Source organism: Caulobacter sp. GW821-FHT11E10, from assembly GCF_058808375.1.
On record NZ_JBXARP010000002.1, the window covers coordinates 613,773 to 626,516 of the forward strand.

Here is a 12,744-nt window from a genome sequence, read left to right on the forward strand (position 1 = left end):
GTCATTTCCGCCGAACGCCTTCCGCGCTAGGCAGAGCCCATGCTCCAGCTCCGCCCCAACTCCGAACTGTGCGACGTCGACCTGCCGCCGGACGCCACCAACGCCCGCACCTGCAGCTATGAATGCACCTATTGCGCCGACTGCGCGGACAACGTCCTGCGGAACGTCTGCCCGACCTGCGGCGGCGGTTTGCAAGCCCGACCGATCCGACCGAGGCAAGCCTACCACCATCCGCATATTTCACTCGGCCTGGGCTTCCATCCGGCCAGCGACGTCCGCAAGTACAGTCGCTGGAGCCGTGACCAGATCGCCGCCATGACCGCGCGGCTGAAGGACGTCCCTCCAGAGGAGCGGTAGATGGCCAAGCAGCACGACTACACCTGCCTGATCGCGTGGACTGGCGACCGGGGGGACGGCACGCGCACCTATCGCGGCTACGATCGCACCTGGACCATCGCCACCCCTAGCAAGCCGGTGGTCGACTGCTCCAACGACCCGCTGCTGGGCGGCGACCCGACCCTGCACAATCCGGAGGACCTGCTGCTGTCCTCGCTCAGCGCCTGTCACATGCTCTGGTACCTGCATCTGGCGAGCAACGCCGGCATCGTGGTGCGCGGCTATCAGGACCAGCCGATCGGCGTCGGCGAGAGCACGCCCGACGGCGCCGGCCGCTTCCTGCGCGCGACCTTGAAACCGCACATCCTCGTCGAGCGCGGGGCGGACCTGGCCAAGGCCGACGCGATCCATCACGAGATCCACAAGGTCTGCTTCATCGCCCGCTCGGTGAACTTCCCGGTCGACTACGCGGCGACCTACGAAGAGGTGGACTGAAGACGATCACCTAACTTCGCCGGGACGAGACGCCCTGCTATCAGGGTCCATGATCTTGAGACCTATCCTCGCTTTCGTAGGTTGCCTGTACTGGCTGCTGCTGCTGTTTGGCGCTCTCGACCGAGCCGAAGAGTACGGCTACTCCGCCGACGAGTTGCAGTTGATAGCCATTCCGTCAGTCATGATCATCATGACCGTCGCGACCGGCCTATGGCGGTTTAAAACCTCAGCAGAGTGGCGGGTCATAGTTTGGGCGTCGTTCGGCGCTGTGGCGGCGACCGTTTGGTGGCTAGCAGTCTGGGGAATGAGCGTTTGAGGCTCCTTAGCCGCCCGTAGTGTGTAGAGCCTTCGCCGTCGCGGCGTCCGCCGGCAGGAAGGTCTCGATGGCCAGCTCCGACACCATCACGTCCAGCGGCGAGCCGAAGGTCATGGTGGCCGACAGGAACGACAGCTCGCCGCCTGGCGTCTTGAGGCGCAGCGGCGCGGCGATCAGGCCTTCGCCGGCGCGGGGATGGGCCTCGCCGCCGGGATAGGCCGACAACTCCTTGATCAGGTCGACCAGTTCGGCGTCGCCGCTCTCGGCCAACTGGCGGCGCAGGCGCGAGAGGATGTGGCCGCGCCATTCGGCCAGGTTGGCGATGCGCGGCGCGATTCCGTCCGGATGCAGGCTGACCCGCAGCACATTGACCGGTCCCTCAAGAAGCTTGGGCGCAACACCCTCGAGCATCGGCGCGATGCCGGCATTGTGGGCCAGCATGATCCAGCGGCGGTCGATGGCCAGGGCCGGGAACGGCATGTGGGCGCGCAGCACCGCCTCCACCGCCGCGCGGACGGTCGCGAGGCCCGGGTCCTCGAACGACCGCTCGGGAAACACCGGGGCATAGCCGGCCGCCAGCAGCAGGGCGTTGCGTTCGCGCAGGGGGACCTCCAAGCGTTCGGCCAGGCGCAGGACCATGTCGCGACTGGGCGTGGCGCGGCCGGTCTCCAGGAACGACAGGTGGCGGGTCGAGATCTCGGCCTCGAGCGCGAGGTCCATCTGGCTCAGCCGACGCTTCTGGCGCCAGTCGCGCAGGCGCTCGCCGACGGTCGGCGTCTTGGTCAGGGCGGTCGTGGTCGCGGTGCTCATGGGATGAAGCTAGGGCGGCAGGCGCGTCGCCGCCATTACCTCGGGCGTAATCGACGGTCGGCGCGATCGGCCAAATCCTGGCGAGGCTCGAACACCTGACCGGAGACCGCCATGACCGCCGCCGCCCTACCCCGCCGTCACGCCCTGACCGTCATGACCGGTCTTGGAGCTCTCGTCGCCAGCCTGCCCGCGACCGCGAACGCCGCGCCAAGGCCTTCAACGCCGCCGAAGCGCCCGGCTTCCATCGTCGCCCGTGACGGGACGCGCCTCTACCACCGGGACTGGGGCGAGGGCCGTCCGGTGGTGTTCCTGGCCGGCTGGGGCCTGCCGTCGGAGTGCTGGGCCTACCAGGCCGCCGCCCTGTCGGAGGAGGGTTTGCGCTGTGTCTCCTACGACCGCCGAGGCCACGGCCGCTCGGACGCGCCGTGGAAGGGCTACGACTACGACACCCTGGCCGACGACCTGGCCGCGGTGCTGGACCAGCTGAATCTGCGCGACGTGGTTCTAGTCTCCCACTCTATGGCGGCGGGCGAGGTGGTTCGCTACTTCAGCCGCCATCACGGCGCGCGGGTCGCCAAGGCGCTGTTCCTGGCCCCGCTGGACCCCTGCCCGGCCCGCAAGCCCGACAATCCCACCGGCTATCCGCCCGAGGCCTTCGAGCAGTTCCGCACCCGCGTGCTGATGCGCGACTATCCGCGCTGGCTGGAGGAGAACGCTCGCCCGTTCGTGACACCGACGACCTCGCGCGAGATGATGGAGTGGATCCAGGGCCTGATGCTGGGGACCACAACCAAGGCCCTGGTCGAGTGCAACCGCGCCGCCACCTCGGCCGACTTCCGCCCCGAGATCGCGGCCGTGAGAGTCCCCGTGCTGGTCATTCAGGGGGATAAGGACGCCTCGACCCCGCTGGAGACGAGCGGCAAGCGCTACGCGGCTTTGGCGCCGAAGGCCGAGTTGATCGTTTACGAAGGCGCGCCGCACGGGCTGATGTTCACGCACATCGAGCGGCTGAACGGGGACATTCTGCGGTTCGCGAAGGGCTGACTGCCCCAATGGCAACCGCACTGCGCCACCCGTTGGTCCCGGGCCAGCTACTCCTCCGGGATGACGAGGAATAGGTAACGCAAAAACGGCCGCCGGATCGCTCCGGCGGCCGCTTCGCTAGTTGGAGTCAGAGGTTCAGCGCTTGATCGCGTCGGCGATCTTGTCCTGCACCTGGCCGACCTTGTTCTGGATGTCGCCCTTGGCCTTCTGGGCCGCGCCCTCGGCTTCCAGGCGTTCGTTGTCGGTGGCCTTGCCCACGGCTTCCTTGACGGCGCCCGCGCCCTTGTCGATGGCGCCTTCGACACGATTGGTGCTCATGGCTCGCTCCTGCTTCTGCTGTTGTGCGTTGCAGAAAGAACGGGCCGGCCGCGCGCCTGTTCCTATAAATCTAGTGCGAGGCGCCCATGGCCGTGGCCGAAACCGCTACCGCAGGGATCGCTCCGGGCATGACCGGTTCCGGTTTGCCAACCTTGGCCTGGATGATCGGCGCACCGGGAAGCCTATCGAGAATGGCCAGGGTTTCGCGGATGAACTTGGCGTGGGTGACGATGCCGATCTCCAGGCGCTCGCCCGAAAGCTCGACCTGCTGGGTCAGCAGGCCGGCCACGAACTGGACCTCCTGGCTCTCGGTCGCGCCCGGCCGGCGGCGCGCGCCCTCGGCCATGAACACCGGCCCGCCCGAATTGCCGGGGAACACCGAGAAGTCCATCAGGAAGGTCGGGAAGTTGGTCGCCGGGGCCAGCGGATAAGAGGCCACCCGGCCCGAACGCAGGATCGGGAAGCCGGCCGGATTGGCCGACAGACCGCGCGGGAACCCCAACGCCATCATCTCGTCGCCGGGGCCGAGGTTGAATTTGTTGAAGGTGTCGTCCTGGGCCAGGTAGTTGATCGGGATGGCCGCCTTGACGAACTCGGGCGGGGCCTCGACCACCATGGCCGCGACGTCGCGGGTCGGGTGCTTGACCCACAGCGGATGGTCGCCGTCGCGGATCTTCAAGGTCTCGGGATCGTAGCGCCAGACGCCTTCCGAACCCTGGATGCGATAGCCGATCTTGGCCGACATCGAGGGCATCTTCTCGAAGACGTGGGCGGCGGTGATCAGGATGGTGCGCGGCTTGCCATCGGGACCGGGGTCGGAAATGAGAAAGCCGGTGCCGACGGTGCGCGACCCGTCGCCTAGCGGCTGCTCAAGCTGGACCGTCGCCTTGATCAGGTCGACGGACAGATCCAACGGCATGACGCCCCCTTAGTACGCAAACTCGCCCGACACTTGGATGAGTTTGACCACAGGATTCTCGCGCCGCAAGTTGTCGTTCTGCCGCACTCGCGCGTTAGGGTCCTTCGGGGGAAATTCTGCTCATGAACCGTCGGCAGATGATGACGAGCGGCGCCGCGACGCTTACGTCATCCCCCATAGTCCTCCCTGGAATAGCTTTCGGATCCGCCATGTCCTCAGATGCCGCTCGCCCCATTCCGCCCGTCGCGCGAAAGGTCCCCAAGACCATCGAGCAGCTGGGGCGCACGCGCACCGACGACTATGCCTGGATGAAGGACGACAACTGGCAGAAGGTCTTGCGCGACCCGACCCTGATCAAGGCGGACGTCAAGGAGCACCTGACCGCCGAGAACGCCTACACCAAGGCCATGCTCGCCTCGACCGAGGCCCTGCAGGCCAAGATGTTCGACGAGATGAAAGGTCGCATCAAGGAGGATGACGCCTCGGTTCCCGCCAAGGATGGTCCCTTCGCCTACTACACGCGCTTCGAGAAGGGCGCGCAGCATCCGATTCATGCTCGCAAGCCCGTCCCCGAGGCTGGAATGGGCGGCGGCGTCGAGGAGATCCTGCTCGACGAGGAGGCCGAGTCGAAGGGCAAGGCCTTCTACCAGGTCGGAGCGGCCGGCCACTCGCCGGACCACAAGCTCTACGCCTATGCCGTCGATGCGCAGGGCTCGGAGGTCTATCTCATCCACGTGAAGGACCTGGCCTCGGGCAAGGTGCTGGAGAGCCCGGTCGAGAGCACCACCGGTGACTTCTGTTTCTCGCCCGACAGCCAATGGCTCTATTGGACGTTCCGCGACGACAACGGCCGTCCGGCCAAGATCTATCGCCGTCCGGCGCGCGGGACGGCCAAGGACGACGTGCTGATCTATGACGAGCCCGACGAGGGCTTCTTCATCGGCGTGGGCGTCACCAGCTCCGAGAAGTTCGTCGTCATCTCGTGCGGCAACCAGGAGAGCAGCGAGGCGCTGCTGATCCCGGCCGCCGATCCGACGGCCGCGCCGGTCGTCTTCCATCCGCGCGAGGTCGGGCTGCGCTACGAGGTCGAGCACTGGAACGACCACTTCGTGGTCCGCACCAACGCCGACGGCGCGGTCGACTGGAAACTGGTCACGACGCCCGAAGCCGCGACCGGCAAGGCCAACTGGAAGAACTGGATCGCCCACAAGCCGGGCCGCCTGATCTCCGGGACCATGGCCTTCAAGCGCTGGTTCGTGCGCCTGGAGAAGGTCGACGCCCTGAACCAGGTGGTCGTCACGGCCGCGAATGGGGATGAACACACGATCGGTTTCGACGAGGCGGCCTACGCCCTGAGCCTCGAGGGCGGCTACGAGTACGACACCGACAATCTGCGCTTCGTCTACAACTCGATGACCACGCCCCGGCAGTGGTTCGACTACGACATGGGCAGCCGCGCCCGCACGCTCCGCAAGACGCAAGAGATCCCCTCCGGCCACGACCCGGCCCAGTACGAGACCCGCCGCCTGAACGCCAAGGCCTCCGACGGGACCGACGTGCCGGTCTTCATCCTGATGAAGAAGGGAACCAAGCTGGACGGCTCGGCCCCGCTGCTGCTGTACGGCTACGGCAGCTACGGCATCGCCATGGAGCCCAGCTTCTCGATCCGGAACCTCAGCCTGGTCGACCGCGGCTGGATCTGGGCCACGGCCTGCCCGCGCGGCGGCTCGGAAAAGGGCTGGGGCTGGTTCCTGGACGGCAAGAAGTTCAAGAAGAAGAACACCTTCACCGACTTCATCGCCTGCGCCGAGCACCTGCATGGCGCCGGCTATGGCAAGCCGGCCAACACCGTCGCCTACGGCGGTTCGGCAGGCGGCCTGCTGATGGGCGCGATCACCAACATGCGGCCCGACCTGTTCGCCGGCATCATCGCCGCCGTGCCGTTTGTCGATGTCGTCAACACCATGAGCGACACGTCCCTGCCCCTGACCCCGCCGGAATGGCCCGAATGGGGCAATCCGCTGGAGGACAAGGAAGCCTACGACTACATCGCCAGCTACTCGCCGTACGACAACGTGGCCGCCAAGCCCTATCCGGCCGTGCTGGCCACCGGCGGCCTGTCGGATCCGCGCGTCACCTACTGGGAGCCCGAAAAGTGGGTCGCCAAGCTGCGGCCGGCGACCACCAGCGGCAATCCGGTGCTGCTGAAGATCAACATGGAGGCCGGCCATGGCGGAGCCTCCGGGCGCTTCGACTTCCTGAAGGAGATCGCCCTGGACTACGCCTTCGCCGTCTGGGCCGTGGAGAAGGGCTGGACGAAGTGAGCCGGTGCTTCCAAATCCTCCCCCCAGCGGGGGAGGTGTCCGCGAAGCGGACGGAGGGGGAAGGTCTGCTGGCGGGGTCACTCCCCTCTCCGGCCCTTCGGGCCACCTCTCCCACGGGGAGAGGATTTTGATGACCGTCACGATCCGCCCCTCCGCCGACGCCGACATCGCCGCCATCACCGCCATCTACGCCTGGAACGTGTTGAACGGCCTGGGCACCTTCGAGGAGGTCCCGCCGGACGAGGCCGAGATGGCCCGTCGACGCGCGACCTTCCTGGATCGCGGCCTGCCCTATCTGGTCGCCGAGCTTGATGGCGAGGTCGTCGGCTATTGCTACGCCGGCCCGTTCAGGTTGCGCGCCGCCTATCGCTTCACCGTCGAGGACAGCGTCTACGTCTCGCCGAAAGCTGTGGGTAAAGGCGTTGGTAAAGCCCTGCTTTCCGCCCTGATCGAGGCCTGCGAGGCCCTGGGTTTGCGACAAATATGCGCGGTGATCGGCGACAGCGGCAACGCCGCCTCGGTCGGTCTGCACGCGGCCTTGGGCTTTGAAAAGAAAGGCGTTTTCCCCGACATGGGGCACAAGTTCGGACGCTGGGTCGACCTGGTCTGGATGCAGCGTTCGCTGAACGGCGGTGGCGAAACCCCGCCGGATGCGCCCGGAATGTCACTAAGCGGCGTGTAAACCATTCAAGGCGCAACAACGCTTAACCACTCTTCGCGTAGCTTACTCGACTATAGATAGTCGAGGTCCGACGTGACGGCTGCGAAGACTGACGCCCGCCAGCCAGCCAAGATCGCGCTTATGCGCGCCTACGTGCCGATCGCGCGCGGCTACATGATCGCGGCCGCGATCTACTATGCCCTGATCAGTCTATCGCACCCGTTCTACGAGACGGGTCGAGCTTTGGTGGTGCTGGAAGGCCTGTCGGTCGTCGCCGGCCTCTACGCCTTCGCCGCCTGGATCGGCCTGCGTCGCGGCCAGATCATGGGCCTGCCGCTGGAAGCCCTGGTGCTGGGCATGAACGGCCTCTTCCTCGCCAACACCATGGCCTACCAGCTTCTGCACTTCGAGCCGCAGAAGCTGGTCTATTTCGTGCTGATGGCCCTGGTCTTCGCCACCTCGGCGCCGACGCGGCGGGTGTCGCTGCTCAGCGTGACCAGCGCGATCGCGGGCCTGGCCTGGATGGCGCGCAACGCGTCGAGCGACACGATCGACCAATATATGTTCGTCGGCCTGGCCGGCGCCTTCGCGGCCATCGGCATGTCGGCCCTGATGCGTGGCGTCGTCGGCCGCGAGGTCCGCGCCCGCCTGGCCAGCGAGGCCCTCAACGCCGAGCTCGAGCGCGAGCTGACCGAGAACCGACGCCTGAAGACCGAGGCCCAGGACCTGGCTCTCGCGGCCGAAACCGCCAACCGCGCCAAGACCGACTTCCTGGCCACCATGAGCCACGAGATCCGCACGCCGCTGAACGGCGTGCTCGGCATGGCCCAGATCATGGCTACCGGCGCGCTCGAGCCCGACCAGCGCCGGCGTCTCGACACCATCAGCGCCTCCGGCCAGTCGCTGCTCGGCGTGATCAACGCCATTCTCGACCTCTCCAAGATCGAGGCCGGCAAGATGGAGGTCGTGGCCGCGCCGTTCGATCTTGGCGCCCAGCTGGACGCCCTGCGCCAGCTCTATGGCGGCCTGGCGCGCGACAAGGACCTGGAGTTCAGCCTGGAGGTCGCCGGCGATGCGACCAGCTGGCGCCACGGCGACGCCGAGCGTCTGCGCCAGGTGCTGTCGAACCTGATCTCCAACGCCGTGAAGTTCACCGAGCGCGGCGCGGTGCGGGTGATCGTCGAGGGCGACGACCAGACCCTGTCGGCCCGTGTGATCGACACCGGCGTCGGCATTCCCGAGAGCCAGCGCGCGCGGCTTTTCACCAAGTTCGCCCAGCTGGACAGCTCCAGCACCCGCCGGGCCGGCGGCTCGGGCCTGGGCCTGGCGATCTGCAAGACCCTGGTCGAGCTGATGGGCGGAACGATCGCCTTCTCCGCCCCGGCCGACGGCGGCGCGTGCTTCTCGATCATCGTGCCGATGCCCCGCGTGGCGCCGGTCACGGCCCCCGCGCCCGCCCGGGACGTCGCGGCGGCCGAGATCGAGGACATGGCCGTTCCCAAGATCCTGGTGGTCGACGACAACCAGACCAACCGCGCGGTGCTGCTGACCCTGCTGAGCCACCTGGGCGTCGACGGGCATTTCGCCGTCGATGGCCGCGACGCGGTGGCCATGTGGGAGAAGGACCGTTGGGACTGTATCCTGATGGACGTCCACATGCCGGTCATGGACGGCGTTCAGGCCAGCAAGGCCATCCGCGAGGGCGAGCGCCGCACGGGCCGTCCCCGCACGCCGATCATCGCCGTCACCGCCAGCGTCCTGACCCACGAGCGGTCGCTCTATGCCGAAGCCGGCATGGACGCCCTGGTCCCCAAGCCGGTCGAAGTTCCCCGCCTGGTGGAAGCCCTGGCCAAGGTCCTGAACCTGGATACGGATGATGAGGCCGAGGCGAACACGCGCGGCGTGGCCTAGGGGCTCTTCTCCGCCACGAAACCTGCCTTCCTCGCCCTTTGGCGAAGACCCATGGCGCCGCCTGGATCGGCATCCGCAAATGCGCGCCGCCATGTCGCGCCCGCACCGTCTCATGCAGCGCTAGTGGATCACTGGATCCTAGGCGCAAGGCCCAGGAAGGCGGGATTTCCTAGAGTTCGTCGCTCAACGAAAAAGGGACGCCTTTCGGCGTCCCTTCTGAAATCCGTTCGGATTTGAAATCCAATTAGCCCTTGCGGCCGCGCGTCGCCTTGCCCTTGCGACCGCCCTGGCCCAGGCCCAGGGCCTTGGCCATGGCCGAGCGGGCCTCGCTATAGGCGGGCGCGGTCGTCGGATAGTCGTTCGGCAGACCCCACTTGGCCTTGTACTCGGCCACGGTCATGCCGTGCGTGGTCAGGTGGCGCTTCAGCGTCTTGTAGGGCTTGCCGTCCTCGAAGCTGATCAGCGCCTCGGGCGTGATGCTCTTGCGGATCTGGGCCGGTGTCGCCTTGGTCACCGCTTCGACGGTCGGGACAGGCGGCGCGCCAATACCGGCCAAGGCGTCGTGCGTTGCACGGATCAGAGCCGGAAGTTCCGAAACAGGCGTCGAATTATTGGCCACATAGTTGGCCACGATTTCAGCGGTAAGCTCGATCAGAGTCGCTTTGTCTTCCACGATCTCAACTCCATGTCCCGTTAGTTCCGGAATTACACCCTGGCTTCAGAAACACAAGTACTTCGAATACGAATTCGGATTCAAATCGTGAATTCTCACGACAATTGACTATGGACGCATGCGTTCAACGAAGCGAATTTTCGTCAACTATACCCATGACAACGCTGTTACCCGCCCTCGGGATCGATTGCTAAACCCATACGGGCGACGCTCTGTCTCGCAACTGCGAACTCGACTTTAGTTCTTATGGAGCGTTGCGTGTCCAATACCCGGCGGACAATTGGGCCCGCGGATCGTCCGGTCCTCCGCTCCGTCGCGAATTTCGCGGGAACCCGGGGAACGCGCGGGTGCACGGCCGCCGCGCGCTCATTCGCAGCCCGGGCGCGCCGAAGCGCTGAAAGACTGGCTGACTATTCAGAGAAGAAAGTGGCTGGGGAACTAGGACTCGAACCTAGAATGACGGTACCAAAAACCGCAGTGTTACCATTACACCATTCCCCAGCAGGAACGGCGAGACCTCGTTGGGCCCGGCGAGGCGGTGGAGATAGCCCACGACTCGGATGGATGCAACAGGCCTTTTCAGAACTTTTTGGCCCCCGTCATCCGAACCTCGAAAAAGGCGCTTGCGCCCCCCCAAACGGCCACCTATAAGGCCGGCCTCCAAGTCGGAGTGTGGCTCAGTCTGGTAGAGCACTGCGTTCGGGACGCAGGGGTCGCAGGTTCGAATCCTGCCACTCCGACCACTTCTCCCCGCCAACCAGAGGCGGGAAAACTTCCTACAAAACAGAAGCTTAGGCGCCGCGAAAGCGGCGCTTGGCCTGCGCGTCCGCCAAGTCCGGATTCGTTGCTTGCTCTTCATTTGGTCGCAACCCGAACAGCGGTTAGCTTGTCGGCGTTCCCAAAGCAGGATCTCCGATGAAGCAGTTCTTCCTGACCGTCGCCGGCGTGTTCGTCGGCTTACTTCTGTTCGTGGTCGGAGTGCCCTTCCTGCTCATCGTGATGGCCGCCGGCGCGACACGGCCGGCCCCCGTCCCGACCCACACCGTCCTGCAACTGGACCTGCGCGGCGGCCTCTCCGACCAGGACGCCAAGAACCCCTTCGCGGCCCTGGGCGGCGGCGGCGGCGACTCGGTGATGTCGATCATCGAGACGCTGCGTCGCGCCGAAAGGGACGACAAGGTCGAGTCCGTGCTGGTGCGCCTGCCCGAAGGCGGCGTCGCCCCGGCCGCGGCCGACGAACTGCGCCTGGCCTTCAAACACTTCCGCGAGGTCGGCAAGAAGCCGATCTACGCCCACAGCCAAGGCCTCTATCCGTCCGGCATGGTCACCTCGACCTATATGCTGGGCGCGGCGACCAGCGAGTTCTGGATGCAGCCGGATTCGAGTTTCCAGGCGGTCGGCGTCTCGTCGGAGACGATGTTCTTCAAGCGCTTCTTCGACAAGTACGGCGTCAAGGCCGAGTACGAGCAGCGCTACGAATACAAGAACGCCGTGAACCCCTACCTTCAGAGCGACTACACCCCGGCCCACCGGGAATCGACGCTGTCGTGGATGGGCTCGGTCTATCGCACGGCCCTGACCAGCGCGGCCATCGATCGCAAGCGCGACCCGGCCGCCATGACCAAGACGCTGGAGGCGGGCCCCTACAGCGCCCAGGAGGCCCAGGCCAACGGCCTGATCGACAAGGTCGGCCAGGTCAGCGACATCCAGGCCTTCGCCCTCGACAAGGCCGGCAAGGGCGCCAAGCTGGTCGACTTCGACGACTATGCCAGCCGCTCCAAGCCGCCGACCGTCAAGACCGGCCCGGCCATCGCCGTGATCGGCGCCGAAGGCGCGATCGTCACCGGCGTGGGCGGCGGCGGCTCGCCATTCGGCGGCGACAGCAACGTCTATTCCGACGATGTGGCCCAGTCCTTCCGCACCGCCATCGAGGACAAGGACGTCAAGGCGATCGTCTTCCGCGTCTCCTCGCCCGGTGGGTCGGACACGGCCTCGGAACAGATCCTGGCGGCCGTGAAGGCGGCCAAGGCGGCCGGCAAGCCGGTGGTGGTCAGCATGGGCACCTACGCGGCCTCGGGGGGCTACTGGATCTCCAGCCAGGCCAATTCGATCATCGCTCAGCCCTCGACCCTGACGGGCTCGATCGGCGTCTATGGCGGCAAGTTCGCCCTGGGCGGCGCCCTGGCCCGCTTCGGCGTCGACACCAAGGACCTGCATGTGGGCGGCGACTATTCCCAGGCCTTCGGCTCGGCCGAGGGCTTCACGCCCGACCAACGCGCCAAGTTCGCCGGCTGGATGGATCGCATCTATGCCGGCTTCGTCAGCCGCGTCGCCGAGGGCCGCAAGCTGCCCCCCGAACGCGTGCGTGAGATCGCCAAGGGCCGCGTCTGGACCGGCGAGCAGGCCAAGCAGCTGGGCCTGGTCGACGAACTGGGCGGCTTCTACGACGCCGTCGACAAGGCCAAGGCCCTGGCCAAGCTGGAGGGCGATGTCCGCCTGAAGCGCATGGACGGCGGAACCTCGCCGTTCGAGGCCTTCGAGAAGCTGCTGGGGGTCAGCGAGACCTCGGCCCGCACCCTGGCCGCCGCCGCCTGGGTGATGGGCGATCCGCGCTCCCAGGCGATCCTGGACGAGATGGCCAAGTCCCGCCTGCGCGCCGCGCCGGGCGGCGCCTCGGTGCTGGCGGATACGCCGCTGCGCTAGCGTTCGCCGCGAGGCCAGAGACGACGAAACCGCCCGGTTCGCGCCGGGCGGCTTTTTCGCGAGCGGCGGTGACTTTCGGAACGTCCGCTTAGGGTGGTTAGCGGTCGCATAAGATCCTCCCCTTTTGGGGGAGGTGGCCCAGAGGGCCGGAGGGGGCAGCTCGGCATAGGCCGCATAGCCCCCTCAGTCGCTCCGCGACAGCTCCCCCAGAGGGGGAGCATCCGACTTCCGACT

General features: G+C 66.5%; 10 protein-coding genes, 2 tRNA genes and 1 pseudogene. 8 read left to right on the top strand and 5 right to left on the bottom strand.

Annotated elements, in window-relative coordinates; genetic code table 11:
- Positions 1–39 precede the first annotated feature (39 nt).
- Both AC1RRV_RS05845 and AC1RRV_RS05850 read left to right on the top strand, forming a co-directional pair.
- The gene (locus AC1RRV_RS05845) at positions 40–357 is read left to right on the top strand and encodes a DUF1272 domain-containing protein (RefSeq protein ID WP_492858636.1); all 318 of its coding nucleotides are present in this window, start codon (positions 40–42) and stop codon (positions 355–357) included.
- Complete coding sequence (locus tag AC1RRV_RS05850; protein WP_492858637.1) at positions 358–831, top strand: OsmC family protein; 474 nt, start codon at positions 358–360, stop codon at positions 829–831.
- A gap of 322 nt (positions 832–1,153) precedes the next feature.
- On the opposite strand, the gene AC1RRV_RS05855 is transcribed toward AC1RRV_RS05850, so the two are convergent.
- Positions 1,154–1,957, bottom strand: coding sequence for a helix-turn-helix domain-containing protein (locus AC1RRV_RS05855; protein WP_492858638.1), 804 nt, complete (start codon positions 1,955–1,957; stop codon positions 1,154–1,156).
- 111 nt (positions 1,958–2,068) lie between these two features.
- On the opposite strand from AC1RRV_RS05855, the gene AC1RRV_RS05860 reads away from it, so the two are divergent.
- Entirely contained in the window at positions 2,069–3,001 is a 933-nt protein-coding gene (locus AC1RRV_RS05860; protein ID WP_492858639.1) for an alpha/beta fold hydrolase, read from the top strand.
- Between the two features lie 127 nt (positions 3,002–3,128).
- Here the strand turns inward: AC1RRV_RS05860 and AC1RRV_RS05865 are convergent.
- Positions 3,129–3,319: pseudogene (locus tag AC1RRV_RS05865) on the bottom strand (CsbD family protein).
- Between the two features lie 70 nt (positions 3,320–3,389).
- Positions 3,390–4,238, bottom strand: coding sequence for a trypsin-like serine peptidase (locus AC1RRV_RS05870; protein ID WP_492858640.1), 849 nt, complete (start codon positions 4,236–4,238; stop codon positions 3,390–3,392).
- Positions 4,239–4,360: 122 nt separating this feature from the next.
- Here AC1RRV_RS05870 and AC1RRV_RS05875 point away from each other — a divergent pair, with 122 nt between their 5' ends.
- The 3 genes from AC1RRV_RS05875 to AC1RRV_RS05885 all read left to right on the top strand — a co-directional run bounded on the left by AC1RRV_RS05875 (position 4,361) and on the right by AC1RRV_RS05885 (position 9,134).
- A complete protein-coding gene (locus AC1RRV_RS05875; protein WP_492858642.1) occupies positions 4,361–6,562 on the top strand; it encodes a S9 family peptidase in 2,202 nt (733 codons plus the stop codon).
- 130 nt (positions 6,563–6,692) lie between these two features.
- Positions 6,693–7,244, top strand: coding sequence for a GNAT family N-acetyltransferase (locus tag AC1RRV_RS05880; protein WP_492858643.1), 552 nt, complete (start codon positions 6,693–6,695; stop codon positions 7,242–7,244).
- Positions 7,245–7,316: 72 nt separating this feature from the next.
- Positions 7,317–9,134, top strand: coding sequence for an ATP-binding protein (locus tag AC1RRV_RS05885; protein WP_492858644.1), 1,818 nt, complete (start codon positions 7,317–7,319; stop codon positions 9,132–9,134).
- Between the two features lie 244 nt (positions 9,135–9,378).
- On the opposite strand, the gene AC1RRV_RS05890 is transcribed toward AC1RRV_RS05885, so the two are convergent.
- Both AC1RRV_RS05890 and AC1RRV_RS05895 read right to left on the bottom strand, forming a co-directional pair.
- Positions 9,379–9,807 carry a Ros/MucR family transcriptional regulator gene (locus AC1RRV_RS05890; protein WP_492858646.1) on the bottom strand — a complete coding sequence of 143 codons (429 nt, stop codon included), beginning with the start codon at positions 9,805–9,807 and terminating at the stop codon, positions 9,379–9,381.
- A gap of 427 nt (positions 9,808–10,234) precedes the next feature.
- A tRNA-Gln gene (locus AC1RRV_RS05895) sits at positions 10,235–10,308 on the bottom strand.
- Between the two features lie 165 nt (positions 10,309–10,473).
- Between AC1RRV_RS05895 and AC1RRV_RS05900 the strand changes: the two genes are divergently transcribed.
- Together AC1RRV_RS05900 and sppA are read left to right on the top strand one after the other, a co-directional pair.
- Positions 10,474–10,550 (top strand) — tRNA-Pro (locus AC1RRV_RS05900).
- 172 nt (positions 10,551–10,722) lie between these two features.
- A complete protein-coding gene (gene sppA, locus AC1RRV_RS05905; protein ID WP_492858647.1) occupies positions 10,723–12,510 on the top strand; it encodes a signal peptide peptidase SppA in 1,788 nt (595 codons plus the stop codon).
- Positions 12,511–12,744: the final 234 nt, after the last annotated feature.

Bases quoted from the DNA above. Each gene is read 5' to 3' on its own strand.
- AC1RRV_RS05870 (WP_492858640.1), bottom strand. From the start codon at position 4,238: ATGCCGTTGGATCTGTCCGTCGACCTGATCAAGGCGACGGTCCAGCTT.
- sppA (WP_492858647.1), top strand. From the start codon at position 10,723: ATGAAGCAGTTCTTCCTGACCGTCGCCGGCGTGTTCGTCGGCTTACTT.
- AC1RRV_RS05850 (WP_492858637.1), top strand. From the start codon at position 358: ATGGCCAAGCAGCACGACTACACCTGCCTGATCGCGTGGACTGGCGAC.
- AC1RRV_RS05880 (WP_492858643.1), top strand. From the start codon at position 6,693: ATGACCGTCACGATCCGCCCCTCCGCCGACGCCGACATCGCCGCCATC.
- AC1RRV_RS05845 (WP_492858636.1), top strand. From the start codon at position 40: ATGCTCCAGCTCCGCCCCAACTCCGAACTGTGCGACGTCGACCTGCCG.
- AC1RRV_RS05860 (WP_492858639.1), top strand. From the start codon at position 2,069: ATGACCGCCGCCGCCCTACCCCGCCGTCACGCCCTGACCGTCATGACC.
- AC1RRV_RS05855 (WP_492858638.1), bottom strand. From the start codon at position 1,957: ATGAGCACCGCGACCACGACCGCCCTGACCAAGACGCCGACCGTCGGC.
- AC1RRV_RS05875 (WP_492858642.1), top strand. From the start codon at position 4,361: ATGAACCGTCGGCAGATGATGACGAGCGGCGCCGCGACGCTTACGTCA.